Consider the following 26,059-nt stretch of genomic DNA (forward strand, 5'->3'; position numbering starts at 1 on the left):
ACAGGAATACCCTGCGTGGGGAACTGTTGTGGGGGCGATTTCAATCGCGATTGGCCGGCGAAGCTGGCCCGTAGGGTGGATGGCGCTCTTTTCATCCACCAATCCTCGGCAGCCAAGACTCAACACCGATGTTGGGCCTCGTTCCTCGGACCAACCTACGGCAGGACGGCGTCCTGCTTGGCGAATGAAATCGCCCCTACAGGAAAGCCGCCCGGTTTTTCCTAAGACTTTTCCTACAGCTTTCGTCCTGCGAAGAGTCGCGCTGCCGACAGCCAGCGTTCCTACGCGCCTTTAACCTTGAGCGCCTACAAACGCGATGGATAGAGTGCCCGCCGTCACGGTTAGTCGTGACCGGGTTTGACGACCCGAACTAGTTAGGTGCGATAGCGCCATGAGGTGCATGTGAGAGCAATCTTGCAGGCATCGGCACTTGGGCAGTTCTGGACTGCCTACTTCATGGCGGATCGTGTGGGGAGTCCTTTAGGGCTGCCGGGTCCTAGCTAGCCGGTTCGTCAACCCCATGCGATCCGCCTCCTTTCATTGACGGCGGGATTCTTCAGGAACGAAGTGGAGTTTCAGCATGCAAGACGCATATATCCCCGTCGTTTTCCAACGCCATTCCCACCAACTACGTGCCGTGATGATCGACAACCAGCCCTGGTTCGTCGCCCAGGACTTCGCCCGCCTTATTGGCGCCCAGCGCCCTGACCGTTTGCCCAGCCGCATGGACCCACACCAGAAGCGCACTGTGCTGCTGCAGTACGCCAGCGGCCTGCGTGAAGAGGTGGAGGTGATCAGCGATGCCGGGGCCTACAAGGCGCTGTACCGATTCGGCCACCCGGAACATCGGGTGATCAGCCAATGGGTGAGTGAAGTGCTGGTACCGACGCTGCATGACTATCACCGCGTCGCGGATGCCTCGCCCCAGCGGGCGTTGATGACCTGGGCCAACCAGCGAATCGGAGTAGTGAAGTGGCAAGGGGAAATCTGGATCGCCCGCAGGGACCTGCCCGTGTTCATGGCCGCAACTGATGACCCGCAGCTGCGGGGTGATCCGACCTGGAGTAGGGCGCCTAGTGGAGATTGAGGAGGAAGGCCCCAGTGATTTCCCTATCTCGCATTTCCAACCCTGAAGGAGGTTAAACGCCTTGAGCATCAACACAACCGGGATACACCAAGGGCCGGTCAGAGTGGCACTATTTCTGGTCTGCTTCTTCCCAGCACTAGCCAAAGCTGCTGTTCCTAAGGACTTCTGCGAATGGGACCGCTTTCCGTCCTCCACCCTCATCACGCTGGAGCTGCCTGACCCGATATTACGCATCGACGAGCGAGTAGCGATAGGTAGCACAATATTGCGCGTACCGTTTCGCAGTGACCCTCAACGCCTGCCAACACTGACTTGCAGCGTCGCACCGAACACCCATAAGTACTCACTTAATGGTCTCAAGTTAGTAGCGGGCTATCCCGACGTATACCAAAGTGGTATCGAGGGGATCGGCCTGAGAATCTTCAGTAGCGGATCCTCGGGCAGTTGGATCAAAGAGGGTTATGTGCCTAGCCATGACAGCTCTGCTTACAACGCCTACACGCCTCGCAACCAATTCGCTTTGGAACTCGTTCGCATGGGGCAACGAGTGGGGTCAGGCACCATTTCCCTTGATTTTTACGTGAATTTGACCAGCTACGTGGTTACCCATGGCACCCAATTTCGCCTGGCTTGGCGAAGCACCGGGAGTGCCACGGTCATCAACGAGGCCATGTATGCCAGTTGCGAACCAGCAAAACCTGTAGTCACCGTCGATATGGGCGAGGTACCGGGCAAGGATGTGAAAGCGGGGCGGGCTCCGGTGACGCCCTTCTCCTTTGACGTCCGCTGCAAGGGGATAAAGCGTCCGAACCATTTGGTCCGGGCTTATTTCGAAGGCAACTCACCACGCACTGGCGTACTCGACGTCCAGGTTGGAGCCGCCGGGCAAGCAAGTGGTGTGGCGCTGGCTCTGACCGATGCCCAGAACAATCCTTTGCATTTCGGCTCTGGCCGCACATATCCGCTCGGATTTACCGGGGAGGACGCTGAGGGGCACCTCTACCGCTTTGAAGGAAACGCCCAGTACATTCCGACTGACGCTCCGCTCGTCACTGGTCAAGCGGACGCGTCACTCACCTACGTGCTGGATTACAACTGAACCCACAGAATCCGTGGGTGGAAACTGGCGTTGTGGGGGCGATTTCAATCGCTGAGCAGCCTGCGGGGCTGCCCTGGGACTCTTGCCCCCACAGCCTCACCCCAATCAGGGCTTGGCTACATGCCAGACCTGATTCACGCCGTCACCTGTGGTGTCACCGGGCTTGGTGTCTTTGACCCAGGTGTAGAGCGGCTTGCCCTGGTAGGCCCATTGGTGGCTGCCATCCTGGCGTACGACCACGCTGTAGCTGTTCTCTTCTTTCGCATTGGCCGGGGCTATGAAAGGCGGCCAATTCTGTGCGCATTGGTCATTGCAGACGGACTGGCCATTGGCGTCCTTGTCGAAGGTGTAGAGCGTCATGCCCCGGCCATCGGCCAGCGTCGGGCCCAGCGCGGTGGCTACCGCCTTGGTCGGGGTGTCGGCCAGGACCGCATGGGACAGGCCGCAAAGGCTCAGGGCAACGGCAGGAACCAGCATTCTCTTCAGCATGGCGAGTCTCTCTCGTCAGGGTGGCGATCCGGCTATCGCCAATGGGTTTGAGTGCGTGAAGCTGTGGCGGACGGGTCCGTAGCGAGGCAGGGGACCCGTGGCTGCGGGGGAGAGACGGCCCGCAGCCTGGTTTATTCCTTGCCCTGAGAAAAAAGAAAGGAAATTCATTTGATCCTGGGAAACCACGTCCCGAGGACGTGGTCATGAACCATCGGCTCTGCTTGTGACGATTGGGTTGCCCGGGTATCAGGATGACGTTCGTAGGATGTGGCGAAGCGAGTCCCATCGGCCCCAACGAACAGCATGGGTATCGCAGGCTCGCGGAACGCCGCCCGACCCATCCTACGTTGCTACGTCGTCGCGGCCAGTTTCGTCGCAGGGAAAGTGCTCCCGGATTTCCTCCCGGACGCGGTTACGCCCAAAGCGACCCGGCACGCAGAGACGGGTAGGGTGCACTGGGCGCACCGGCGGTTTTCAGCGGTGCCGGGACTGACTCCGAAATTGGTGCGCACATGGCGCACCCTCACGCTCAGCCATTGGCTGCATTCCCTCTACGCTCCCGCATCCCGGCGAGCACGCGCTGGGCGTTTTCCTCGCAGCCCATTCCCTCTGGCTTGCCTTCGATATCGGCGATGAGGGCCAGCAATTGCTCGCGGTTTTGCGTCAGGCGCTCCTGCAGGGCGTCGATTTCGACGACCTTGCGGCGAAGGCTTTCCAGCAGCCGATCATGGTGGTCGCCAGGCTCGTTCGGAGCGGGCATGAGGTTGCGCATTTCCTCAAGGCTGAAACCGGCCTGCTGCCCACAAGTAATGACTTCCAGCGTGTGCAATGCCTCCTCGGAGTAATCGCGATAGCCGTTGCCCAGGCGTTGGGCGCTGATCAGGCCGCTGGCTTCGTAGAACCGGATGCGCGACGCGGTCAGGCCGCTGCGGCGGGCGAGTTCGCCGATCTTCATTGAATGAAACTCCTCTATTGACCTTAAGGTTGACTTTAACCTTAGGCTCTCCGTAACCCAACCTCGCCGTGGTTCTGCGATCTGCAATCCGACGCACGGCGCAACCTTCCGGAGAGCCCCATGTCGCCCTTCCAGCCCCTGCAGTTGCCCAATGGTGCCGTCATTCCCAACCGCATCGCCAAGGCGGCGATGGAGGAGAATCTCGCCAACCAGGACCAGACCCCATCGGACCAGTTGCTGCGTCTCTACCAGGCCTGGGCCGACGGCGGTGCCGGTCTGCTGCTGACCGGCAACGTGATGGTGGATGCCCGCGCCTTGACTGGCCCCGGCGGTGTGGTGCTGGAAGAAGGCCAGCGGTTGGAGCGTTTCCGCGATTGGGCACGAATCGGCCGAGCGCAGGGCGCGCAGTTCTGGATGCAGATCAACCACCCCGGCCGGCAGATGCAGGCCAATCTCGGCCAGCCCACCGTCGCTCCCTCCGCCGTGGCACTGGATATGGGCGGCTTCTCCAAGATGTTCCCGGTGCCCCGGGCACTGAGTGAGGACGAGATCGGCGAGCTGATCCAACGTTTCGCCCGCACGGCGGTGTTGGCCGAACAGGCTGGCTTCAGCGGCGTGCAGGTGCATGCCGCCCACGGCTATCTGCTGAGCCAGTTCCTGTCGCCCCTGAGCAACCGCCGCAAGGACCGCTGGGGCGGCTCCATCGAGAACCGCGCACGCCTGCTGCTGGAAGTGGTGAAGGCCGTTCGCGCCCAGGTGTCGCCTAGTTTCTGCGTTGCCGTGAAGCTGAACTCGGCAGACTTCCAGCGCGGTGGCTTCGAGACGAATGACGCGCGTCAGGTCGTGCTCTGGCTCAATGATCTTTCCGTGGACCTGGTGGAGCTTTCCGGCGGCAGTTACGAGGCGCCGGCCATGCAGGGTGATGCACGTGACGGCCGCACCCTGGCTCGCGAAGCCTACTTCCTGGAGTTTGCCGAGGAGATCGCCGCCGTCGCGCGGATGCCGGTGATGGTCACCGGTGGCATCCGCCGCCTGCCGGTGGTGGAGCAGGTGCTCTCGGGCGGCGTGGCAATGGCAGGCATCGCTACCGCCCTGGCGGTCAATCCGGCGCTGCCGAACCTCTGGAAGGCGGGCAATAAAAAGGCCAGCGCGGAATTGCCGTCGATCCGCTGGAAGCGCAAGGCCCTCGCTGCGCTGGCCTATATGTCCCTGGTGAAGCACCAGATGCGTCGCCTGGCCGATGGAACGCATCCGCAGCCGAACGCCTCGCCGCTGCGGACGTTGCTGCAGGAACAGTGGAGCACCCTTCATCGTGCGCGGCAGTACCGGCGGATGATGAGCAGCCGGGCGGGTTGAGGCACCGAGGTAAGCGGGCGGATGGACTTCGACGGCGCAGGGCTGTCGGAGTCCTTCGGGACTCGTGGGAATGACGCTTGTTAGCAGTATCCGGCTTGCCTAATCTCGTTGAACTTTGAGAACGGAAGCCTCAGTCGCTATGGATTTCATCAAGTATCACGCTGCGAGCAACGATTACCTGGTCTACACGGGCGAACAGCCCTTCGACCTTAGTTCGGCGGAAATCTCAAGGACCTGTGACCGGCACAGGGGCTTGGGGGCCGACGGTATTCTTGTGCCGGTGCTCGCGCCGGCCGAAATGCCCGCCGTGCTCATCTACAACACCGATGGCTCCCTGGCTGAGAAAAGCGGCAATGGGCTGCGAATCTTCTGTCGCTACCTCTGGGATCGCGGCCATGTATCTGCTGGGGAGTTCCAGGTGCGTACGGCCGGCGGCGTGGTGTCTTGCCAGGTGCTGGACGAAGGCCGGAGTGTCGCTATTCGCATGGGACGTGCGCAGTTTCCCGACAGGATCCTGCCGGAATTGAACGTCGAGGGGCGCAGGCTTCGGCTGAATCCGGTCTCCATGGGGAATCCCCACTGCGTGATCTTCGTCGAGCAGCCCGATGAGCTTATCGCGCGTTCGCTTGGCCCGATCATCGAGCACCTCGAGCACTTTCCGAACCGCACCAATGTGCAGTTCGTCCAGGTGATCGACCGCAACAATCTGGAGGTACGCATCTGGGAGCGCGGGGTCGGTTATACGCTGTCCTCGGGTACCAGCAGTTGCGCGGCGGCGGCGGTCAGCCGGCGGCTGGGGCTGGTAGATCACAAGGTCGATGTTCATATGCCAGGCGGGATGATCCAGATCGTCCTGGATGATGAGTTCGAAGTCCTGATGCAAGGACCGGTGTGCCGCGTGGGCAGTTACAGCCTGGACCCAGAGTGCCTGGCCTGAAATCGCGGAATCGGTGCGCGTGGCGCACCCTACGACGGGTGAGGCGGAAACTCACCTGGCGGGGCGTTCCGTCTTCCTCTTGCGGCTTCTGATTGGCTCGATCTGCCAGGTTGCGACGATTTCCTCGCCGTACTCGGCCACCCAGGCCCGGTAGGTCAGGTTGCGGCCCACGCGCACCTGTATGGACTGTCGCGTGTGCGGATTGAGATAGGTCCGCAGGGGCTGGGGCGTCGGGCCTGGCACCGCTCGCCGGGTGTTTCGATCCAGCATGGCGAGCAGCTGCGATCGACTGATGCTGTATTCACGCATCAGCGCATGGACGGCGGAAATGAAATGGCGGTCAGTTTCGGAGAGGGCATGCATGGGCATCCTCCTAAAAACGCTGCCACAGCGACACGGGACGCCATGGCAGCTAGGGGAACAACATGCATTGCACTCTAGAGTGTAGCCCCGGTTATCGGTTATCCGCGCCCGACACCTTGCGGTGCAGGGGCGCCACATTCAGCACGCGTGGCGACGATTGGCGCTGCCTGGTGTTGGGGATCGTGTGCTTCGCGAAATCTGCCGGCCGTTCGGGTCAGCCGATGGCCTTGGACATTTCAGCGGTGGCCGCCCAGCCCAACTCTTCATATACCGGCCTGCCGGCCTGGGTCGCGTGCAGCACGGCAAAACTCACCCCGCGCTGTGCAAACTCGGCTTCGGCCAACTTCATGAGCGCCGACGCCAGACCCCGGCGTCGATAGGCCGGCTCGACGAACACATTCAGTACATAGCCGCGCTGGTCCAGGCTTGGATGGGACGGGTGCGGAGGCCATTCGATGCTCATGAGGCCTATTGCCGCCACAGACTGCCCTCCGCCCTGCAGGGCAAAGCCGTAATAACGGCCATCGGTCAGCCGCTGACGCAGCCAGGGCCGGAAGTGCTCGGTCATCACCCGCAACTCCGACGGAACGCCTCCGGCTTCGAGGAACATGGCTTCGCGATGTACGCAGATCATCTCAAGGTCACTCGGCTCCAGCCGACGCGCCTTCAATCCTGAAAAGTCGATGTCCCCGGGAATCTCGTTCATCGCACGGTCCTGCCTGTTTGGAGCGATCGATGCTAGGGCCGGGGAGAAGTCACCGGTAGGTGCAGATCGCAAGCAAATTTTCCATACAGCCACGGCGGTCTGCGCGCTTTTGCTGGCCCAAACGGGAGGGTCTACTCTGCACCGATAGATGTGGCGTCGTGGTTCAGCCTGGCGAGGAGGGGAGACGATGAGAACATTGCGATTGGGCACGCTGGCATTGGCGGTATGCCTGACCCTGGCAGCGGCATCAGGCATCGCCCGTGCCTCCGAAGTGCCCATGATCACCGGCGAGCAATGGATGCGGTCAACGGAGGAGCTCAAGAAGGTCTATCTCATCGGCATCGCCAACGCCTTCGAGGTGGAAGCGGCCTACCACGCGTCGAAGCCGCCGACCGATGAGCAGAGCCTGATTCCGCGTTTCGGCAGGGGCCTGAAGGGGCACACGCTCGATACTGTGCGCGAAGGGCTGAACCAGTGGTACGCCGCCCATCCCGACCGTGTGAATCGGCCCGTCATTGAGACCATCTGGTTCGAGATGGTCGTGCCCGGCCTTGAGAAGAACAAGTAGCGGAGATGAACATGAAGCGGTTGCTTACGTTTGCCGCAGTCCTCACCGCAGTGGGTGTGATCGGCTGCACTTCGATGTCTTCCCAGCAACAGGGAACCCTGAGCGGCGCGGCTATCGGTGCCGCGGCCGGTGCCGGTATTGCCGCCATCGCCGGTGGCAGTGGATGGACCGGCGCGGCGGTGGGCGCCGTCGCCGGCGGGGTTGTCGGCAACATCAGGGGCAGCAAGCAGAAGTAGGCGGGCCAGTCCGCACCCTGGCAATGGCTTTCAATTGCCAGGGACAAGCTTGCGAAGTGACTTCAGGCCAGTAGCCCACCAGCCGGACAGATGTTCGCGGTCGATAGCCGCCACATCCTACAGAAGCGACGTTTGGCTCCCGGAGCCGATTGTTCCGGGTGAGGTGAGCAATGGATCTAGAAACCTTGGCCGTGTTGGCCGATCTGGTCGAGCGAGCCGCCACCGCGCTTGAAGCCAATGGTCGGGCAAGAGAGAGCATCGTGCTGGCAAACCCCACTCGCGAGCGGGTCCTGCTTGCCGGAGAGTTTCTGGTGGAGCAGGCCGCTGACCGGTTCCCGGCGCTTGATCCGTATGTGGCGTCGAATACGGATGGCACCATTACGCTGGTTCTGGATCGTCAGAAGGCCAGGTAATCCCCTTGAGCAATTGCGCAGCGTTTCGGCGCCCTGGCAATCCGCTCGTGCGCATGGCGCACCCCACCGGCGCAGTTTCATCCCGCTGGCTGATGGGCACGGCGATACAGGCTGCTGCCTTCAACTTGCTGGCTACACTCATATCGATTCGAGCGTGCTTCTCCAGAAATTGGGAGAGCCAAGTGGAGCTAATGATTGAGCAGGCCACCGTGCAGGAGAAACCTGTATGGCTGGTCCATGCCTGCGGCATGACGTTCAGTTTTCATGACGAGGCTTCCGCCGTGCAATTCGCGACTAAGCTGCAAGAGCGAGTTGACGCGCCTCACCAACTTTCAGCGGAAGCGGTGAAGCATTGGGCAGCTGAGCATTACCACATGCTACGAGGCTCCTAGCGGTCCAAGCGATTCGAAAGGCAGTGCCCGGCTGCGGGGCACGAGTTGGATCGAACCAGCTCCCAGCAGTGATTCAAGCAGTCTGTTCGGTGGCGGGGACCACTCGAAGGGTCATGCTGTGCGGTAGCGACCATTTCCAGTTGGCCGGCCATTCAATTGAGCGATGCCTTTTTGGCAAGGAGCTTTACATGGTCGATTCAACCAGCAACGTGCAGTTGGGTAAGCAGGCCGAACCCGGCAAGCAGACACAGGTCGCCGCCTCCAGCGATAAATTGAAGGTCGGGGCGCTGATCGCCCTGGTCGTCGGCTCGATGGTTGGCGGCGGTATCTTCTCCCTTCCACAGAACATTGCAGCGAGCGCCAGCGCCGGCGCCACCCTGATCGGCTGGCTGATCACCGGGGTCGGCATGTTGATGCTGGCCTTCGTCTTCCAGACCCTCGCCAACCGCAAGCCCAAGCTCGATGGCGGTGTGTATGCCTATGCCAAGGCCGGCTTTGGCGATTACATGGGCTTCTCTTCGGCCTGGGGCTACTGGATCAGCGCCTGGATCGGCAACGTCAGCTACATGGTGCTGCTGTTCAGCACTCTGGGCTTCTTCTTCCCCCTGTTCGGTGAGGGCAACACCCTGCCCGCGATCATCTGCGCCTCGGTGCTGCTGTGGCTCCTGCACTTCCTGGTGCTGCGCGGGATCAAGGAAGCGGCTTTCATCAACACCCTGACCACCATCGCCAAGATGGTGCCGCTGGCGCTGTTCATCGTCATTTGCGCCATCGCCTTCAAGCTGGATGTGTTCACCTCAGATTTCTGGGGCGCCGGCAACAGTGACCTGGGCACAGTGATGAACCAGGTGCGCAGCATGATGCTGGTCACCGTCTGGGTGTTCATCGGCATCGAGGGTGCGAGCATCTTCTCCGCCCGCGCCGAGAAGCGCAGCGACGTCGGCAAGGCCACGGTGGTCGGCTTCGTTGGCGTGCTCCTGCTGCTGGTGGCAGTCAACGTGCTGTCCCAGGGCATCCTGGCCCAGGCCCAGCTGTCTGGCTTGAAGAATCCGTCGATGGCTGGCGTGCTGGAGAGCGTGGTCGGTCATTGGGGTGCTGTCCTCATCAGCGTCGGGCTGATCATCTCCCTGGCCGGTGCTCTGCTGTCCTGGACACTGCTGTGTGCCGAGATTCTCTTCGCCAGCGCCCGCGACCACACCATGCCGGAGTTCCTGCGCAAGGAAAACGCCAACCAGGTGCCGGTCAACGCCTTGTGGCTGTCCAACGGGCTGATCCAGCTGTTCCTGATCATCACCCTGTTCAACAGCTCCACCTACCTCAGCCTGCTGTACCTGGCCACCTCGATGATCCTGGTGCCGTACTTCTGGTCCGCCGCCTACGCCTTGCTGTTGGCCTGGCGGCATGAAACCTACGAGCAAGCTCCCGGCGAGCGTGGCAAGGACCTGCTGATCGCACTGATCGCCGTGCTCTACGCCGTCTGGCTGGTGTACGCGGCAGGGGTGCAGTACCTGCTGCTGTCGGCGTTGCTCTATGCCCCCGGGGCGATCCTGTTCGCCAAGGCCAAGCGCGAACTGGGGCAGCCGGTGTTCACCTCGGTGGAGAAGGTGATCTTCCTGGTGGTGCTGATTGGTGCGCTGATCGCCGGATACGGCCTGTACAGCGGTTTCCTCAGCCTCTGACGCCGGGCATCCACGGCGGACGGCGTTATCCGTCCGCCGTGACCGGTTCGAATTTCGAGAAAGTACGCCATGGATAGACCTGGAGACGAATCAAGGCAGCGGGTGCTTGATCCCGTGGATCGCGCTACCGAAGTGATTTTCGGACTGCTGATGGCAATGACCTTCATCGGGTCACTGAGCGTTGCGACGTCGGGCCGTGAAGAGGCGCGAACCATGCTGATCGCGGCTTTCGGCTGCAACCTCGCGTGGGGCCTGGCCGATTCCGTGATCTACCTGCTGCGCACCTGGACCGAACGTACCCGTAGCCGAACGCTGATGGCCCGCCTGCAGGGGGACGCAGGGGCGGACAGGGGGAGGGCGCTGATAGCCGACGCGCTGCCGCCGCGCATAGCCGAGGCGGCGGACCCCGACGGATTGGAGATGCTGCGTTTGCGCTTGCTGCTCAACGCTGACAAGCCTTTTCGCTCGCGGCTGGACTTCGAAGACATCAAGGGCGCGTTCGGCACCTTCCTGCTGGTGGTGCTGGCGACCTTTCCTCCGGTGGTTCCGTTCCTGCTGATCGATACCACCGGAGTGGCGATCCGCACCTCCAACCTGGTGGCCCTGGGGATGCTGTTCCTCAGCGGCTGGCTGCTGGCCCGCTACTCCGGCGGCAACACCTGGGCAACGGGCGCGGCATTGGCGTTGGTGGGAACGGCGTTGCTCTTCGCAATCATCGCGCTGGGCGGGTGACCGAGGTAGGGTGCGTCGCGCTCACCGTTCAAGGGATTGCGCGAAGCTCAGTTACCCGTGCGCATGGCGCACCCTACCTACGAACCACGCTCACTCAGTGGCCATTTCCTGCAACATCTCCAGCGCTCGATCAAAGTCGAAAAGCTCGACCTGCTGCGCCACCTTGGCCAGAAGCGCCGCCTCTTCCGGGCCGCTAGCCATGGCTTGCAGCGCCTTGAGGGTATCCAAGGCTGCTGTATCGCTATCGGCCAGGAGCCGCTTCAGTTCGGTCAGGCGAGCGCCAAACCGGGCCTGTGAACGTGGCACTGCGGGCAGCTCAGTGGCGGGACTCGATTGCGCGACCCCAGCGAGGGCGGCCAGCAACGGAGAAAGGCAGCGCTCGACCTCCAGGAGCCGGGCCTGTATCTCCTCGGACGCCTCCCCAGCGAGGCAGGCCTGTTCCAGCGCGGCGGCTGCCTGAGCCACCGTCCCGGCACCGATATTGCCGGCGGTGCCGCGCAAGGTATGGGCCAGCCGGGTTGGCGCCGTCGGATCGTCGCTGGCACTTGCCTGCTGGAACTGTTCACTGAAACGCGCCTGGCTGGCATGGAACTTACGTAGCAGACGCAGGTACAGGTCACGGTTTCCCATGCAGGTCGCGAGACCTGCGGCCATGTCGATGCCTTCCAGGCGCTCGGGCAGCTCCGTGGTTGCCTCGGGAGCTTTGACCACCGGCGCCTCAGCCTTGCGACGGGCACCCGGCCTGATCCACCTGGCCAAGGTAGCGAACATGTCGGTCACGTTCAGTGGCTTGGAAATATGGTCGTTCATGCCGCTGGCCAGGGCCTGCTCGCGATCACCCGCCATGGCATTGGCGGTCATGGCAATCACTGGCATTTCATCGAAGCGGGGTTGCTGGCGAATCCGGCGGGTGGCCGTGTAGCCATCCATCACCGGCATCTGGCAATCCATCAGCACGCCATCGAAATCCGCGTCCTGTTCCAGCAGGTCGAGCGCCTGTTGCCCGTCAACCACCTGACTCAGCTCGACTCCGGCGCCCTGCAGCAGCTCGCTGGCGAGTTCACGGTTGAGTTCGTTGTCTTCCACCAGCAGCAGGCGGGCGCCCCGCAAGCCGGCCATGTCGTTTGCACTTTGCCCGTAGCGCTCGCTGGCGCGGGTTCCGGCCTGGGGCACCTTGCCGAGCACCGTGCCCAATGCTTCCAGCAAGGTGGAAGGGGTCACCGGCTTGGTCAGTACGACCGGCAGAGTCACGCCCTGACGCTGGGCCTGCTCGCGCACCTCTTCACGGCCAAAGGCGGTGACCATGATCACCGATGGCGTGCGTTCCAGATTGGCCTCATGCATTCGCCGTACCGTCTCCACGCCATCCATGCCGGGCATGCGCCAGTCCATCAGCACCAGGTCATAGGGCAGGTTGCGCTGCTCGGCATCCACCAGCATGCGCAAGGCCAGGCCACCGCTGTCGGCTACGTCCACCTCCACGCCGTAGCTCCTGGCCATGCTGGAGAGGATTTCGCGGGCGCTGGCATTGTCGTCCACCACCAGAACCCGCGTGCCGAGCAATTCGTCGGCGGTGAACATGCGCCGTGGCTGCGCATTGCGCTGTATGTCCAGGCTCAGGCTGAAATGAAAGGTCGAGCCCTGGCCGGGCACGCTTTCCACCCAGATGCGCCCGCCCATGAGTTCCACCAGGCGTTTGGAGATGGAGAGGCCAAGCCCGGTGCCGCCGTATTTGCGGGTGGTCGAGCTGTCGGCCTGGCTGAAGGACTGGAACATGCGCCCGCACTGTTCCTCGCTCATGCCGATACCGGTGTCGCGCACCCAGAAATGCAGTTCCACCCGCGCATCGTCGCCCCCGATGCGCTCCACACCTACGACGATCTCGCCACGTTCGGTGAATTTCGCCGCGTTGTTACCCAGGTTGATCAACACCTGCCCCAGACGCAGCGGATCGCCCAGCAGCGCCGTCGGCAGGTTGGGGGAGGTGTTGTAGAGCAGCTCCAGGCCTTTGTCCTCCGCCTTCAGGCCGACCATGCTGGCGAAGTTCTCCAGTACATCCTCCAGGTGGAAGGGAATGACTTCGAGGTCCATCTTGCCGGCTTCGATCTTGGAGAAGTCGAGGATGTCATTGATGATCCCCAGCAGATTTTCTGCCGAGCGATGCACCTTCTCGATGTAGTTGCGTTGCCGCGGGTCCAGCTCCGTGCGCAGTGCCAGATGGCTCATGCCGATGATGGCGTTCATCGGTGTGCGGATCTCGTGGCTCATGTTGGCCAGGAAATCGCTCTTGGCTCGGGTGGCCTCTTCGGCCATCTCCCTGGCGCGTTGCACCACGGCTTCGGCTTGCTTGCGCTCGCTGATGTCACGCGCCGAGGCGCACACGCAGGTGCCGCGCCCCTCCAGCGCCGGCAGGTGTGACAGGCCGATCTCCACGGAGAAAAGGCTGCCGTCCTTGCGCACGCCCTGCAGGTCGTCCAGGTTGGCGCCCATCTGCCGGGTGCCGCCCTGAGCCATGAAACCGTCCCGCAACTCGACGTGGCGTGCACGGTACGCGCTGGGCACGAGACGCTCGACGGATTCACCTATCAGTTCACCGGTGGCGTAGCCGAACAGGCTGTCCAGCTGTGGGTTGGTCATCAGGATGCGACCGTCAGAGCCAATGACGATCATGCCGTCGGGCGCCGCCTCGATGATGCCCCGGTACCAGGCCTCGGTAGCACGCAGCGCACTCTGCTGCGATTCCAGTTCCTGCGCCTGCTGTTCCAGTTGCAGCGCCTGGGCGCCCATTTCGTCGGCCTGCCGGCGCGTTTCCGCGAGCAATTCCTGCACGGCCAGATTGCGCTCCATCAGCGCCATGGCCCCGGCCAGCCTGGGCAGCGCCTCCTGCAACAAGGCCGTCTCGCGCTCGCCCAACGCCTGGAACCCAGCCAGTTCGAGCACGCCATGCAGCCGGTCGCCACGCAGGATTGGTTGCAGCAGCAGATAGCTGGCCGGCAGTTCGCCCAGTTGCGAGCGCAGCCGGCCAAACTCCTGTGGCAACCCCTCGAACTGGCGCGGCGTGCGGTCAAGCGCGCACTGTCCGAGCAAGCCGGTGCCCAGTGCTACAACGTCATTCGGTGGGTATTCCGGGTCCGTGGCGTAACTGCCCATGAGTTCCAGATGATCACTGCCTTGCCGGAGGCTGTAGAGCACGCCACGGCAGGTGCCGAGCATGCCGGCCATGTGTCGGAGAAAGGTCTGGGCGAGCTCATCCGGCGTGGTTGCTTGCGGCAGGTCGGCCTGCAAGTGCGCTGACTGCGCCTGAATCCAGCGCTGACGATCCAGTTGCTGGGCTTTGGTCTGCAGTGTGGCAATGGCGCGGGCCAGGTCGCCCGTTTCGTTCGCCATGTCGGTATGGGGGATGTGCTGATCCAACTGCCCCGCAGTCAGCTGGTCGACGGCAACACGCACCCGGTTGAGCGGCAGTCGAATCGAGCGGCTGACCAGGCTGGCGAGCAGCAGTGCCAGCGTCAGCCCACCCAGCAGCAGTACGTAGGTCAGGGTCGTGCTGAACCGGGCGAACTCGGCGATCTGCTTGGCGGTGTCATGGATGAAGTCTTCCTTGACCTGTGCCATGCGGTTGAGCAACTGGTCGGCCTGCTGGTCCAGGGCCTGGAACTCGTCGCTGTTGAGCTGCATCAGCGCCTGGCCCTGATACCCCCGGCCGACCAGATCCAGGGCTTCCTCACCGCCACGCTGTATGCGTTCAAGCAGCACCTCCAGCTCGGCCAGTTGCACCAGGCTCTGTGGCAGGCGCAGCGTCGGCCGCGCCTGAGCCAGCGACTCCTGTAATCGCTCGTGGGTCTCGTTCAGCTGCTTCAGCGCTTCGATACGGATTTCTCCGCTGCTGGTTCCCACGGCGCGCTGCAGCGCCTGGACCAGATGCGGCAGCTGCGCACGTGCTTCCTGCAGGTGGGCGGCGCCTACCAGATCCTTCTGGTACAGCTGCTGCATATCGCGCTGCAACAATTCCTGGGTGCGCAGGCTTTGCACGCCGAGAACCAGGACCAGCGCCAGCAGCGCGGCAAATCCCATGACCAGCTTGTTGCGCAGGGACAGGCGCTCAAGCAGGGCAGACACTTTGTTCATGGCAACTCCCCATTGCCGAAACCAGAAAGGTCACGCCGAGACTCAGGGTTCCTGCGCGATGTGCTCAAGGGCCGCGAGTTGCCTGGCCATGTCCTGGTCGCTGTCGGCATAACGTTCTGCAATCGTGCGGAATTGTCCATGGCAACTCAGGAAGGCATCGCAGATGTCAGGGTCGAAGTGCGAGCCGCGCCCCTGACGGATGATCTCCACCGCCTGCTCATGAGACATACCTGCCTTGTAAACGCGCCGGCTGATCAGTGCGTCATAGACATCCGCAACGGCCATCAGCCGCGCACTGATGGGAATGTCATCGGCAGCCAGCCCCTCGGGATAGCCGCTGCCGTCCCACTTTTCCTGGTGGCTGTAGGCAATTTCCTTGGCCAGACGCAGGAAGCCGACGGAGATGCCCAACTGATCCTCGGCATGCTGGATGGCATCCCGACCCAGGGTGGTATGGGTTTTCATGATGTCGAACTCTTCCGGGGTCAGGCGCCCTGGTTTGAGCAGGATGTAGTCGGGAATGCCGATCTTGCCGATGTCGTGCAGCGGAGCTGACTTGAACAGCAGTCGAATGGTCTCGTCATTGAGGAAGTGCCTGAAGCGTGGATGGTCGCGCAGCAGTTCGGCCAGCAGCTCCACGTAGTGCTGGGTACGGCGGATATGGTTGCCCGTCTCGTTGTCCCGGGTTTCGGCGAGCGAGGTCATGGCCTGGATGGTCACGTCCTGAATGGCCATGACTTCGGCGGTGCGGCGTTGCACTTCCTTCTCCAGGTATTCCTTCTGGTCACGCAGGAAGTCGGCTGCGGCCTTGATCTTCAGCTGGGTTTCCACCCGTGCCAGAACCACCGGTGGGCTGATCGGCTTGGTGATGTAGTCCACGGCGCCCAGTTTCAAGCCAAGGATCTCGTCCTCCATGGCTGCCATGGCAGTGAGAAAGATGATGGGAATGTCAGTGGTACGAGGATCGTGCTTGAGCTGTTCCGCCACCTGATGGCCGGAAAGCCCCGGCATCATGATGTCCAGCAGGATCAGGTCCGGCAGTGGATCAGCCTGCAGTAACCGAAGTGCCTTCTCGCCGCTGTTGGCGGCCTTGACCCGATACCGGTCCTTCAACAGGTCGGCCATGAGCATCAGGTTGTCGGGCGTGTCGTCCACAACGAGCACCGTGGCTGCCTTATAGGTGTCTTGCGTGCTGTCCATGATCAGAAGCTCCCCCAGCCAGTCAGTGAGCGGCGCAGACTCCTGCCGCTCGGTTGTAGGGGAGATTAGTCGTGGATTGTGGAGATGACGATTCTGGCCCCCACCTTCCCGCCTCACAGGCCCCGCAGCCGCTCAACGAAATTGCGGAATGCTGCTGGTTCCCCCTGGAGTTCCTTGACGACGAGAACTGCCACAAGGCCGTCCATCGCCTGTTCAAGGAGGCGGCGACGGCTTGATGGGTTAACCGTAGGGTGGGCTTCAGCCCACCACTACAGAAACATGTGAGCTAAAGCCCACCCTACAAGGCGCGGCCACAGGTTTAGGTGAATGTGCCGCTCATGAGCGTGCTCCAGCGCTGGTTTCTGCGCCTGGCGAGTACAACCTGCGACGACGCATGAGCCAGTAAGCCGCGGGAATGACGAACAGGGACAGCAAGGGCGCGGTGACCATGCCGCCAACCATCGGCACGGCAATCCGGCTCATCACCTCGCTGCCGGTGCCGCCGCTCCAGAGAATGGGCAGCAGGCCGGCAATGATGACGGCGACGGTCATTGCCTTGGGGCGTACGCGCTGTACTGCGCCTTCCCGAATGGCGCCCAGCAAGTCCCTGTTCGTGGTTTGCCCGGCGGCTTGCTGGTCTGACCAGGCGTTCTTCAGGTAGAGCAGCATGATCACGCCGAACTCGGCGGCCACGCCGGCCAGGGCGATGAAGCCGACGCCGGTGGCCACTGACAGGTTGAAGCCCATCAGGTACAGGAACCACACGCCACCGGTGAGCGCGAAGGGCAGGGTAGCCATGATCAGCGCGGCCTCATCCAAGCGCCCGAAGGTGAGGTAGAGCAGCACGAAGATGATCGTCAACGTCGCCGGCACCACCAGCTTCAGCCTCGCATTGGCCCGCTCCAGGAACTCGAACTGCCCGGAGTAGCTGATGCTCATGCCGGGCGCGAGCTTCACCGAGCCATCGACTGCCTGCCGCAGGTCCTTCACCACGGACGCCAGGTCCCGCCCCCGGACGTCGACGTAGACCCAGCCGGAGAGGCGCGCATTCTCGCTCTTGAGCATGGGCGGGCCGTCGACGACGCGGATGGCGGCTACGGTCCCGAGGGTGATCTGGCCGCCCTGGCGGGTGTAGATCGGCAGTTGCTGGAGCGCGGCCACCGAGTCGCGCCACTCGCGCGGGTAACGCACGTTGATCGGATAGCGAGCCAGGCCTTCGACGGTTTCCCCCACGTTCTCGCCGCCGATGGCGCTGGCCACGATGGCTTGCACGTCGGCGATGTTCATCCCGTAGCGGGCTGCCGCCTGGCGATCGATGTCCACATCTATATAGCGTCCGCCGGTCAGGCGCTCGGCGAGGGCGGAGGTCACGCCGGGTACGGCCTTGGCCACCTGTTCGATGGCCTGGGTGGCCAGGTCGATCTCCTGCAGGTTGGTGCCCGCCACCTTGACCCCGATGGGGCTCTTGATGCCGGTTGCCAGCATGTCGATCCGGTTGCGGATGGGCGGAATCCAGATGTTGGTCAGGCCGGGCACCCTGACCACGCGATTCAGTTCGTCCACGAGCTTTTCCGGGGTCATCCCGCTGCGCCATTGGTCCTTGGGCTTGAAGCGGATGGTGGTCTCGAACATCTCCAGCGGTGCGGGGTCGGTGGCCGTTTCCGCACGACCAGCCTTGCCGAAGACGCTGGCGACCTCGGGTACCGTCTTGATCAGGCGGTCGGTCTGTTGCAGCAGCTCCGAGGCTTTCTGTGCGGACAAGCCGGGTAGCGCGGAGGGCATGTAGAGCAGGTCTCCCTCGTCCAGCGGCGGGAGAAACTCGCCACCGAGGCGGGCAATGGGCCAGAGGGTCGTCAGCAAAGCCAGAACGGCCACCGCCAGGGTCGCCTTGGGGAAACGCAGGACGACGTCCAGCGCTGGCTGGTACAGCCTGATCAGCGCGCGGTTGAGCGGGTTGCGCTGCTCCGGCGGTATCCGGCCGCGTATCCAGTAGCCCATCAGCACCGGCACCAGGGTGACGGCAAGGCCAGCGGCCGCGGCCATGGCATAGGTCTTGGTAAAGGCGAGAGGGCCGAACAGCCGTCCTTCCTGGGCCTCCAGGGTGAACACCGGAATGAACGACAGCGTGATGATCATCAGGCTGAAGAACAGCGCAGGGCCGACTTCGGTCGCCGCCTCGGTCATCACCCGCCAGTGCCCGTCACCGCGCAGCTCTTGGCCGGGATGGCGGGCGTGCCAGGCCTCGATGCGTTTGTGGGCGTTCTCGATCATGACCACCGCCGCATCGACCATGGCGCCTACGGCGATGGCGATCCCACCCAGGGACATGATGTTGGCGTTGATGCCCTGGACGTGCATGACGCCGAAGGCGACCAGCACGCCCACCGGCAGCGAGACGATGGCCACCATGGACGAACGCAGATGCCAGAGGAACGCCGCGCAGACCAGGGCTACGACCAGGAACTCCTCGATCAGCTTCTGGCTGAGATTGCGGATGGCCCGCTCGATCAGTTGGCTGCGGTCGTAGGTGGTGACGATTTCCACACCTGGCGGGAGGCTCGCCTTCAGCTCCTCCAGCCTGGCCTTGACCGCCGTAATGGTGTCCCGCGCATTCTTGCCACTGCGCAGCACTACCACGCCGCCAACGGCCTCGCCTTCGCCATCCAGCTCGGCGATGCCCCGGCGCATTTCCGGCCCGAGCTGGACGGTGGCCACGTCGCCCAGGGTCACGGGCGTGCCCTGTGGAGTGAGTTTCAGCGGGACGGCCCGAAAGTCGGCGAGGGTCTTGAGATAGCCGGATGCCCTGACCATGAACTCGGCCTCGCCCATTTCCAGCACGGCGCCACCGGTTTCCTGATTGGCCTTGCCGATGGCCTCCACCACATCGGCCTGGGTGAGGCCCTGGCTGGTGAGGCGGATGGGGTCGAGCTGGACCTGGTACTGCCTGACCATGCCGCCCACGGTGGCGACTTCGGCGACGTTGGGCAGGGTTTTCAGCTCGTACTTGAGGAACCAGTCCTGATAGGCGCGTAGCTGTGCCAGGTCATGGGTGCCGCTGCGGTCCACCAGGGCGTACTGAAAGATCCAGCCAACCCCGGTCGCATCCGGCCCCAGGGCCGCACGGGCAGTCGAGGGCAGGCGACCCTGGACCTGGTTCAGGTATTCCAGCACCCGTGAACGGGCCCAGTAGAGGTCAGTGCCGTCTTCGAAGAGCACGTAGACGAAGCTGTCGCCAAAGAAGGAGAACCCCCGGACCGTTCTGGCGCCCGGCACCGAGAGCATGGTGGTGGCAAGCGGGTAGGTGACCTGATTCTCGACGATCTGCGGGGCCTGGCCCGGATAGCTGGTGCGGATGATGACCTGTACATCGGACAGGTCGGGCAGGGCATCGATCGGCGTCTCGCGCAGCGACCAGATGCCCCAGCCCACCGCAAACAGCGTGGCCAGCAGCACCAGGAAGCGGTTGGCGACCGACCAGCGGATCAGTTTCTCGATCATGGCGCGGACTCCAGTTTCTCCACCTGTTCGATCAGCAGGCCGCTATCGGTCTCGCGCACCTTGATTCGGATGCGGTCGCCGGCCTTGAGGCCATGCGCCAGATCGGGGCGGGCCAGGGGGAAGGTCATGGTCATCCCCGGCATGCCGAGGGTCTTGAACGGACCGTGGGAGATGGTCAGCTCCTGCTCGCCGACCTCGACGATGCTGGCGTCGGCTTCATGCAGTGCCGGACCTGCCTTGAGAGGCTCGGCGTCGTGCAAGGTCCTGGCTTCGATGCCGCGCAGGTTGGCTTCCGAATCAATCAGGAACTGCCCGGAGGCCACGACCTGCTGACCTGCTTCCAGGCCGGCGAGCACCACCGTTTTCCCTTCGCTTTCCTGTCCCAACCGGACTTCAACAGGGCGGAAGCGGCCTTGCGTTTCGGCCAGCATCACCAGCACGCGCTTGCCAGTGCGAATGACCGCCTCGCTGGGGACCAGCAGGACAGCGTCGCGACCTTGCTGATTCAACTGCACCTGCGCCGTCATGCCCGGTCTCAGGCGGCCGGCGGCGTTATCCAGTTCGATACGAACCCGCAGCGTCCGGCTTTGCGGGTCCGCCTCCGGCAGAATCGCGGCGAGAACGCCGTGGGTGGTCTCCCCCGGCAGGGCCGGCAGGCGTGCTTCGACTGCTTGCCCGACCTTCAACGTGGCCGCCTGGGATTCCGGAACGGCTACCTCCAACCAGACCCGGTCGATGCCATTGATTCTGGCCAGCGTCTGTCCGGCGGATAGGGCCATGCCCGTGCGCACTTCGAGATCGCGGATCACGCCGCTGATGGGGCTGGTAAGTGTCAGCGCCGGTTCAGCCTTGCCACGGCGCTCGATGCGCTCGATCAGGACACTGGGCATGCCGACCAGTTGCAGGCGCTGGCGCGCCGCAGCGGCCAGGCTCGGATCACCGGAGCGGCGCAAGGCGAGGAACTCTTCCTGGGCCGCTGCCCATTCGGGAATCAGCACGTCGACGAGGGGATCACCAGCGGCTATCAGGTCACCGGGAGCGCGAGCGTAGGCGCGCTCGACGAACCCGCTGGCGCGCGCCTGGACCAGTGCCACGTTCCTCGCGTCGAAGGCGAGTACGCCGGTCAGCTGGATGTCTTGCTCCAGTTTCCCCGTGGTGACCGTAGCCAGGCGCACGCCTAAGTTTTGCTGGATGTCCGGCTCGATGCGAACGGAGCCAGCTTCATCCGCGTCCTCGGCATATTTGGGGACCAGCTGCATGTCCATGAAGGGCGACTTGCCGGGCTGGTCGAACTTCTGCAGCGGGTACATGGGGTCGTACCAGTAGAGCGGCTGGCGGTTGTCCTGAGGTGTTTTGTGGTCGGTGCCAGTGGCGGGTGCCGGCGCGTGGCTCTCGGCGGCGAACCAGTAACCCCCGGCAGCGCCCAGGAGCAGCATGGCGCCCATCAGCGCCGGCAGGGTCCAGTTAGAGCGGCTCATGGGCGACCCTCCCCGTAGGTGAAGTAGAGGCGGGCTGCCGCCAGGGCCTGCTGTCCTTGCAGGTCGATTTCCTTGAGCCTGACCTGGACGAGCTCGCGTCGCGCGGCGATGACGCTGGCCAGCTCGGACTTGCCGGCCCGGTAGTCCGCCAGGGCCAGGCGCACCTTTTCCTCGGCCAGTGGAACCTGGGTGGTGCGGCTGCGGCTGACCGCCCGATCCAGTCGCTGGTAATCCGCTACGTCGGCCTCCAACTGCTGGGCGTGCTCGCGCAGCAGCGCTTCGCGTTCAGCCTCCAGTTGATCGACCTGAGCCCTGCGCGCGGCGATCTTCGGGTCCTGGCGCGAACCGGAGAACACCGGCAGGTCGAAAGTGAATTGCACGGTCATCATGTCGCCGAATTCACGGCCACGGCGCTGGTAATCGACTTCCCAGCTCCAGTCCGGTTTCTTCTCCGATTCGGCCTCGCGCACCTGGGCTTCGGCTTCACGGGTCATCGGCTCGTAGGTGGCCAGTTCGGGGTGGCGATGCAGGGCATGCAGGTACTGGGCTGCATCGATGTGCCAGCTCGGGAATTCGCCGGAAAGGGGCAGGGCGGCGTCCTGGCCAATCCAGCGCTTTAGTGCCGCGCGTGCCTGGGCGACCTGGAGTTCCAGTTCGTCCTGCTGCTCGGCCAATTGCGCCGCTTCCTGCCTGGGCTCCACGGCGTCCTGCGCCTGGCCGCGTCCGCCCGCCAGGCGGGCCTGTACCGCTTTTTCGAGCAGGCGGTTTTCGCGGAAGAAATCGTCGAAACGGGCCAGTTTGCGCTGACCGGTGTAGGTGGTGATCCAGGCCAGGGCCGTCTCGCGACGGACCTTCACCCGCTCGGCATCGGCTTCGGCGGCGGCGCGGTCAACTGAGGCGCGAGCGGTTTCGATCCGGGCATCGCGCTTGGCACGGTTGGGCATTTCCTGCATCACGCCCACCATCTGCATGGTCATGAAGTCGCGATCCAGGCTCCAGCGGTCTTCACCTTCGACGGGGACGTTCTGCAGGCCCAGGGCCAGCTTGGGATCGGGCAGTTCGCCGGCCGGAATCGCAGCGCTTTTCGCGGCATCCAGCTTGGCGGCTTGCGCCGACAATGAGGGGGCGTTGCGTTCAGCCAGCTGCAAGGCATCGTCCAGCGAGAGCGATGCAGCCTGGACGGGCAGGGCGAGCAGCATCATTGCCAGGGCAGCAGGCACGGGCCATCCACGGCAAGGATTGGGGGAGGTCATCAATTGATTCCTCTGAAGTTTCAGCGCACAGGCGCGAGCCCCACTGCAGCTACAGGTGATGCAGAGGGGAATTCAGCTCAGGAGAGGAATCAGGCGGTGGGAGGTCGCCAGAGATCGGCAGGGGAGCGGTCAGGTATCGCTTGGGAAGGGGCGATGGCCAGTACGGGTCCGTTGTGGGTGACGGGCGGTTTGAGGACGGAAACCTGGAGCATGCTGCCGGTCTTGCATTCCTGACCGGACTTGCAGGCCTTCTTGCCATGCTCGGCCATCTTGCCCATGTCGTGGCAGCAATCCTCATCCATGTCGGCCATGTGGCTCATGCCGCTGGCTTGCATGGGGCAGGGCTCGGTCGGCGCTTCGACGCCCGCCATCCCGGTCAAGGGAAGCGACAGGCTGATCAGGAAGAAGAAGAAAACGCGCAGGCACCGTTTCATGCGGCGGAGTTTAGTTCGTGGCTGGTGGGCGTCGCAATTGTCCACGCATCAGAATTTCGGCGGCCTGGCTTCGGTGGTGTTGCTTTACATGCGGAAATCCATATATTCACTTTTCCATATATTCATTGCCGTCTCCCTCGTAGAGGTTCCCATGGCAAATCTCCTGACCCCAACTGCCGTGTTCAAGGCCCTGGCCGATGAGACCCGGGCACGACTGATGCTGCTTATCGCGCGTGAGGGCGAGCTGTGCGTCTGCGAGCTGACCAGTGCGCTCGGCGAAAGTCAGCCGAAGATTTCCCGCCACCTCGCGCAGTTGCGTACCAGCGGGCTGCTGGCGGATCGCCGCCAGGGCCAGTGGGTGCACTACCGCCTGCATCCCGACCTCCCGGACTGGGTACACAGCGTGCTGAACAGTGCACTGGACGCCAACCAGGGCTGGCTGACCGCGGATGTCACGCGCCTGGATGCGATGGGCGGCCGCCCGGAACGGACCGCGGCCTGCTGCTGAGCGCCCACTGCGACAGGCGATTGATCCTTCTTCCTTTGCAACCACTGAGCACACCTACATGAGCATCAAAGTCGGTATCAACGGCTTCGGCCGCATCGGTCGCCTGGCCCTGCGGGCCGCCTGGGGCTGGCCGGAGTTCGAATTCGTCCGCATCAACGACCCGGCGGGTGACGCCGCCACCCACGCCCACCTGCTGAACTTCGACTCGGTGCATGGCCGCTGGCACCACGAGGCCGGTGCCGAAGGCGATTGCGTGGTCATCGGCGGCAAGCGCATCCAGGTCAGCACCAACAAAGCCATCGCCGACACCGACTGGTCGGATTGCGATCTGGTGATCGAGGCCAGCGGCAAGATGAAGACGGTTGCGGTGCTCCAGGCCTACCTGGATCAGGGCGTAAAGCGGGTCGTGGTGAGCGCCCCGGTGAAGGAGAAGGGCGCGCTCAACGTGGTCATGGGCGTGAACCAGCATCTGTTCGATCCGGCTGAGCATCGCATCGTCACTGCCGCGTCCTGCACCACCAACTGCCTCGCGCCGGTGGTCAAGGTGATCCACGAGAAGCTGGGTATCCGTCACGGCTCCATCACCACCATCCACGACCTGACCAATACCCAGAGCATCCTCGACCAGCCGCACAAGGATCTGCGCCGGGCCCGTGCCTCGGGCATGAGCCTGATTCCCACCACCACCGGTTCGGCCACGGCCATCGCGGAAATCTTCCCCGAATTGCGTGGCCGGCTGAATGGCCATGCCGTGCGCGTGCCGCTGGCCAATGCCTCGCTGACCGATTGCGTGTTCGAGGTGGAGCGGGCGACCACGGTGGAGGAGGTCAATCAACTGCTCAAAACCGCCGCCGACAACGAGCTGAAGGGCATCCTCGGGTTTGAGGAGCGTCCGCTGGTGTCCATCGACTACCGCACCGACCCGCGCTCGTCGATCATCGACGCGCTGTCGACCATGGTGGTCAACGGCACCCAGGTGAAGCTCTATGCCTGGTACGACAACGAGTGGGGCTACGCCAATCGAACTGTCGAGCTGGCCAAGCTGGTCGGTCTGGCAGTCTGATAAGGACGAGCGGCGATCATGAATGCGTTGTCAGGTCTGTCTCCGGATGTCCGCCAATACCTGCTGGTAACCGGCAACTACTGGGCCTTCACCCTCACCGACGGTGCCCTGCGCATGCTGGTGGTGCTGCACTTCCACACGCTGGGCTACACGCCGCTTCAGATTGCCGCGCTATTCCTGTTCTACGAGATCTTCGGCGTCTTCACCAACCTGGTGGGCGGCTACCTCGGCGCTCGCCTGGGGCTGAACCGCACCATGAACATCGGTCTCGGGATGCAGGTCGTGGCGTTGCTGATGCTCACCGTACCGGCAGCCTGGCTCACCATTCCCTGGGTGATGGGGGCGCAGGCCCTGTCGGGCATCGCCAAGGATCTCAACAAGATGAGCGCCAAGAGTTCGATCAAGCTCCTGGTGCCAGGCAACCAACAGGGCACCCTCTACAAGTGGGTGGCCATCCTCACCGGCTCGAAGAATGCCCTGAAGGGTGTGGGCTTCTTCCTCGGGGGCGTCTTGCTGGCGCTGCTGGGCTTCACGGGAGCGGTGTTTGCCATGGCGACAGTGCTGGCCCTGATCTGGCTCGGCAGCCTGGTGATGCTGAAGAAGGACCTGGGCAAGGCCAAGGCGAAGCCGAAATTCCGCGACATCCTGTCGAAAAGCCGGGCGGTAAACGTGCTCTCGGCGGCGCGCCTGTTCCTCTTTGGAGCCCGCGATGTCTGGTTTGTGGTGGCGCTGCCGGTCTACCTGAGCACGGCATTTGGCTGGGACTTCTGGCTGGTCGGCGGCTTCCTCGCGGCCTGGATCATCGGCTACGGCATCGTGCAGTCCCTGGCGCCAGCCCTTACCGGCAAGCAGCGCGGACATGTGCCGGATGGTCGCGCCGCCTTTGCCTGGGCCGCCATGCTGGCAGTAGTGCCGGCGGCGATTGCCCTCGGACTTGCGGTAAGTAGCTCGACCCAGGCCGTGCTGCTGGGAGGATTGATGCTGTTCGGCGTGCTGTTTGCGGTGAATTCGTCGCTGCACAGCTACCTGATCGTCAGCTATGCCAAGGAGGACGGGGTATCGCTGGACGTGGGCTTCTACTACATGTCCAACGCCCTGGGCCGGTTGCTGGGTACCTTGTTGTCCGGCTGGGTCTACCAGGCCCATGGCATGGAAGCCTGCTTGTGGATTTCCACGTTGTTCGTCCTGATGGCAGCCGCAATCTCCTACGCCTTGCCTCGGCACGCAGCAAGTCGGGTGGACCGCACCTGATTTCGTCGCGGTTTCAGCTCAGTCACGTGTGAGCCAAATCTATGGCTCTGAAACACTTTCATACGAATAAGTGCTCATTTGCGTCAATTTAACGGCGCAAAATTGAAGCCGGCGCTTCTGCCCATTTCTTTGACAAACCGGTCATTGGGGGGAGGGAGGCATGATGAAAACTGCAGTTTCAGGACTAGAGCGAAGAACAGGGAAAGAACAAGAACCCTCGCCAAGAACGAGACG

Annotated in this window: 23 protein-coding genes; 13 read left to right on the plus strand and 10 right to left on the minus strand. The window is 63.2% G+C overall.

Annotated elements, in window-relative coordinates; genetic code table 11:
• The first annotated feature begins 580 nt into the window (after positions 1 to 580).
• Complete coding sequence (locus E8F06_RS22960) at positions 581 to 1,087, plus strand: BRO family protein (RefSeq protein WP_280371364.1); 507 nt, start codon at positions 581 to 583, stop codon at positions 1,085 to 1,087.
• A gap of 61 nt (positions 1,088 to 1,148) precedes the next feature.
• Positions 1,149 to 2,186 carry a fimbrial protein gene (locus E8F06_RS22965; protein WP_280371366.1) on the plus strand — a complete coding sequence of 346 codons (1,038 nt, stop codon included), beginning with the start codon at positions 1,149 to 1,151 and terminating at the stop codon, positions 2,184 to 2,186.
• Between the two features lie 105 nt (positions 2,187 to 2,291).
• On the opposite strand, the gene E8F06_RS22970 is transcribed toward E8F06_RS22965, so the two are convergent.
• Both E8F06_RS22970 and E8F06_RS22975 read right to left on the minus strand, forming a co-directional pair.
• Positions 2,292 to 2,675 carry a hypothetical protein gene (locus E8F06_RS22970; protein ID WP_280371368.1) on the minus strand — a complete coding sequence of 128 codons (384 nt, stop codon included), beginning with the start codon at positions 2,673 to 2,675 and terminating at the stop codon, positions 2,292 to 2,294.
• A 529-nt stretch (positions 2,676 to 3,204) separates the two neighbouring features.
• On the minus strand, positions 3,205 to 3,630 hold the full coding sequence (locus tag E8F06_RS22975) for a MerR family transcriptional regulator (RefSeq protein ID WP_280371370.1): 426 nt from the start codon (positions 3,628 to 3,630) through the stop codon (positions 3,205 to 3,207).
• 120 nt (positions 3,631 to 3,750) lie between these two features.
• Here E8F06_RS22975 and E8F06_RS22980 point away from each other — a divergent pair, with 120 nt between their 5' ends.
• Both E8F06_RS22980 and dapF read left to right on the plus strand, forming a co-directional pair.
• Positions 3,751 to 4,986, plus strand: coding sequence for an NADH:flavin oxidoreductase/NADH oxidase family protein (locus E8F06_RS22980; protein WP_280371372.1), 1,236 nt, complete (start codon positions 3,751 to 3,753; stop codon positions 4,984 to 4,986).
• A 139-nt stretch (positions 4,987 to 5,125) separates the two neighbouring features.
• Complete coding sequence (gene dapF, locus E8F06_RS22985; protein ID WP_280371373.1) at positions 5,126 to 5,923, plus strand: diaminopimelate epimerase; 798 nt, start codon at positions 5,126 to 5,128, stop codon at positions 5,921 to 5,923.
• 51 nt (positions 5,924 to 5,974) lie between these two features.
• On the opposite strand, the gene E8F06_RS22990 is transcribed toward dapF, so the two are convergent.
• Positions 5,975 to 6,286, minus strand: coding sequence for a hypothetical protein (locus tag E8F06_RS22990; RefSeq protein WP_280371375.1), 312 nt, complete (start codon positions 6,284 to 6,286; stop codon positions 5,975 to 5,977).
• A 214-nt stretch (positions 6,287 to 6,500) separates the two neighbouring features.
• Positions 6,501 to 6,992: a GNAT family N-acetyltransferase gene (locus E8F06_RS22995; protein WP_280371377.1), complete on the minus strand. Its 492-nt coding sequence runs from the start codon at positions 6,990 to 6,992 to the stop codon at positions 6,501 to 6,503.
• 187 nt (positions 6,993 to 7,179) lie between these two features.
• Here E8F06_RS22995 and E8F06_RS23000 point away from each other — a divergent pair, with 187 nt between their 5' ends.
• The 6 genes from E8F06_RS23000 to E8F06_RS23025 all read left to right on the plus strand — a co-directional run bounded on the left by E8F06_RS23000 (position 7,180) and on the right by E8F06_RS23025 (position 11,012).
• Positions 7,180 to 7,560, plus strand: coding sequence for a hypothetical protein (locus E8F06_RS23000; protein ID WP_280371379.1), 381 nt, complete (start codon positions 7,180 to 7,182; stop codon positions 7,558 to 7,560).
• An 11-nt stretch (positions 7,561 to 7,571) separates the two neighbouring features.
• On the plus strand, positions 7,572 to 7,796 hold the full coding sequence (locus E8F06_RS23005; RefSeq protein ID WP_280371381.1) for a YMGG-like glycine zipper-containing protein: 225 nt from the start codon (positions 7,572 to 7,574) through the stop codon (positions 7,794 to 7,796).
• A gap of 170 nt (positions 7,797 to 7,966) precedes the next feature.
• The gene (locus tag E8F06_RS23010; protein ID WP_280371383.1) at positions 7,967 to 8,209 is read left to right on the plus strand and encodes a hypothetical protein; all 243 of its coding nucleotides are present in this window, start codon (positions 7,967 to 7,969) and stop codon (positions 8,207 to 8,209) included.
• Positions 8,210 to 8,214: 5 nt separating this feature from the next.
• Positions 8,215 to 8,601, plus strand: coding sequence for a hypothetical protein (locus E8F06_RS23015; protein WP_280371385.1), 387 nt, complete (start codon positions 8,215 to 8,217; stop codon positions 8,599 to 8,601).
• Between the two features lie 188 nt (positions 8,602 to 8,789).
• Positions 8,790 to 10,280: an arginine-ornithine antiporter gene (arcD, locus tag E8F06_RS23020; protein WP_280371387.1), complete on the plus strand. Its 1,491-nt coding sequence runs from the start codon at positions 8,790 to 8,792 to the stop codon at positions 10,278 to 10,280.
• Between the two features lie 69 nt (positions 10,281 to 10,349).
• Positions 10,350 to 11,012, plus strand: a complete 663-nt coding sequence (locus tag E8F06_RS23025) for a VIT1/CCC1 transporter family protein (protein ID WP_280371388.1) — start codon at positions 10,350 to 10,352, stop codon at positions 11,010 to 11,012.
• A gap of 90 nt (positions 11,013 to 11,102) precedes the next feature.
• Here the strand turns inward: E8F06_RS23025 and E8F06_RS23030 are convergent, their stop codons facing one another.
• From E8F06_RS23030 to E8F06_RS23055, 6 genes are all read right to left on the minus strand, one after another.
• The gene (locus E8F06_RS23030; protein WP_280371390.1) at positions 11,103 to 15,140 is read right to left on the minus strand and encodes a response regulator; all 4,038 of its coding nucleotides are present in this window, start codon (positions 15,138 to 15,140) and stop codon (positions 11,103 to 11,105) included.
• Between the two features lie 42 nt (positions 15,141 to 15,182).
• Positions 15,183 to 16,340, minus strand: coding sequence for a two-component system response regulator (locus tag E8F06_RS23035; protein WP_280371392.1), 1,158 nt, complete (start codon positions 16,338 to 16,340; stop codon positions 15,183 to 15,185).
• 336 nt (positions 16,341 to 16,676) lie between these two features.
• Positions 16,677 to 19,838, minus strand: a complete 3,162-nt coding sequence (locus tag E8F06_RS23040) for an efflux RND transporter permease subunit (protein ID WP_280371394.1) — start codon at positions 19,836 to 19,838, stop codon at positions 16,677 to 16,679.
• The gene (locus E8F06_RS23045; RefSeq protein WP_280371395.1) at positions 19,835 to 21,316 is read right to left on the minus strand and encodes an efflux RND transporter periplasmic adaptor subunit; all 1,482 of its coding nucleotides are present in this window, start codon (positions 21,314 to 21,316) and stop codon (positions 19,835 to 19,837) included. The genes E8F06_RS23040 and E8F06_RS23045 overlap by 4 nt, the downstream gene beginning before the upstream one ends.
• On the minus strand, positions 21,313 to 22,569 hold the full coding sequence (locus tag E8F06_RS23050) for a TolC family protein (RefSeq protein WP_280371397.1): 1,257 nt from the start codon (positions 22,567 to 22,569) through the stop codon (positions 21,313 to 21,315). The genes E8F06_RS23045 and E8F06_RS23050 overlap by 4 nt, the downstream gene beginning before the upstream one ends.
• A gap of 89 nt (positions 22,570 to 22,658) precedes the next feature.
• Positions 22,659 to 23,003: a hypothetical protein gene (locus E8F06_RS23055; protein ID WP_280371399.1), complete on the minus strand. Its 345-nt coding sequence runs from the start codon at positions 23,001 to 23,003 to the stop codon at positions 22,659 to 22,661.
• A 151-nt stretch (positions 23,004 to 23,154) separates the two neighbouring features.
• Here E8F06_RS23055 and E8F06_RS23060 point away from each other — a divergent pair, with 151 nt between their 5' ends.
• From E8F06_RS23060 to arsJ, 3 genes are read left to right on the plus strand one after another with little or no spacing between them, the layout of a single operon-like run.
• Positions 23,155 to 23,511: a metalloregulator ArsR/SmtB family transcription factor gene (locus tag E8F06_RS23060; RefSeq protein WP_280371401.1), complete on the plus strand. Its 357-nt coding sequence runs from the start codon at positions 23,155 to 23,157 to the stop codon at positions 23,509 to 23,511.
• Positions 23,512 to 23,569: 58 nt separating this feature from the next.
• On the plus strand, positions 23,570 to 24,574 hold the full coding sequence (locus E8F06_RS23065) for an ArsJ-associated glyceraldehyde-3-phosphate dehydrogenase (RefSeq protein ID WP_280371403.1): 1,005 nt from the start codon (positions 23,570 to 23,572) through the stop codon (positions 24,572 to 24,574).
• A gap of 18 nt (positions 24,575 to 24,592) precedes the next feature.
• Complete coding sequence (gene arsJ / locus E8F06_RS23070; RefSeq protein WP_280371405.1) at positions 24,593 to 25,825, plus strand: organoarsenical effux MFS transporter ArsJ; 1,233 nt, start codon at positions 24,593 to 24,595, stop codon at positions 25,823 to 25,825.
• The last annotated feature ends 234 nt before the right edge of the window (positions 25,826 to 26,059 follow it).

This window comes from Pseudomonas sp. BN411 (genome assembly GCF_029871235.1).
Taxonomy (GTDB): domain Bacteria; phylum Pseudomonadota; class Gammaproteobacteria; order Pseudomonadales; family Pseudomonadaceae; genus Metapseudomonas.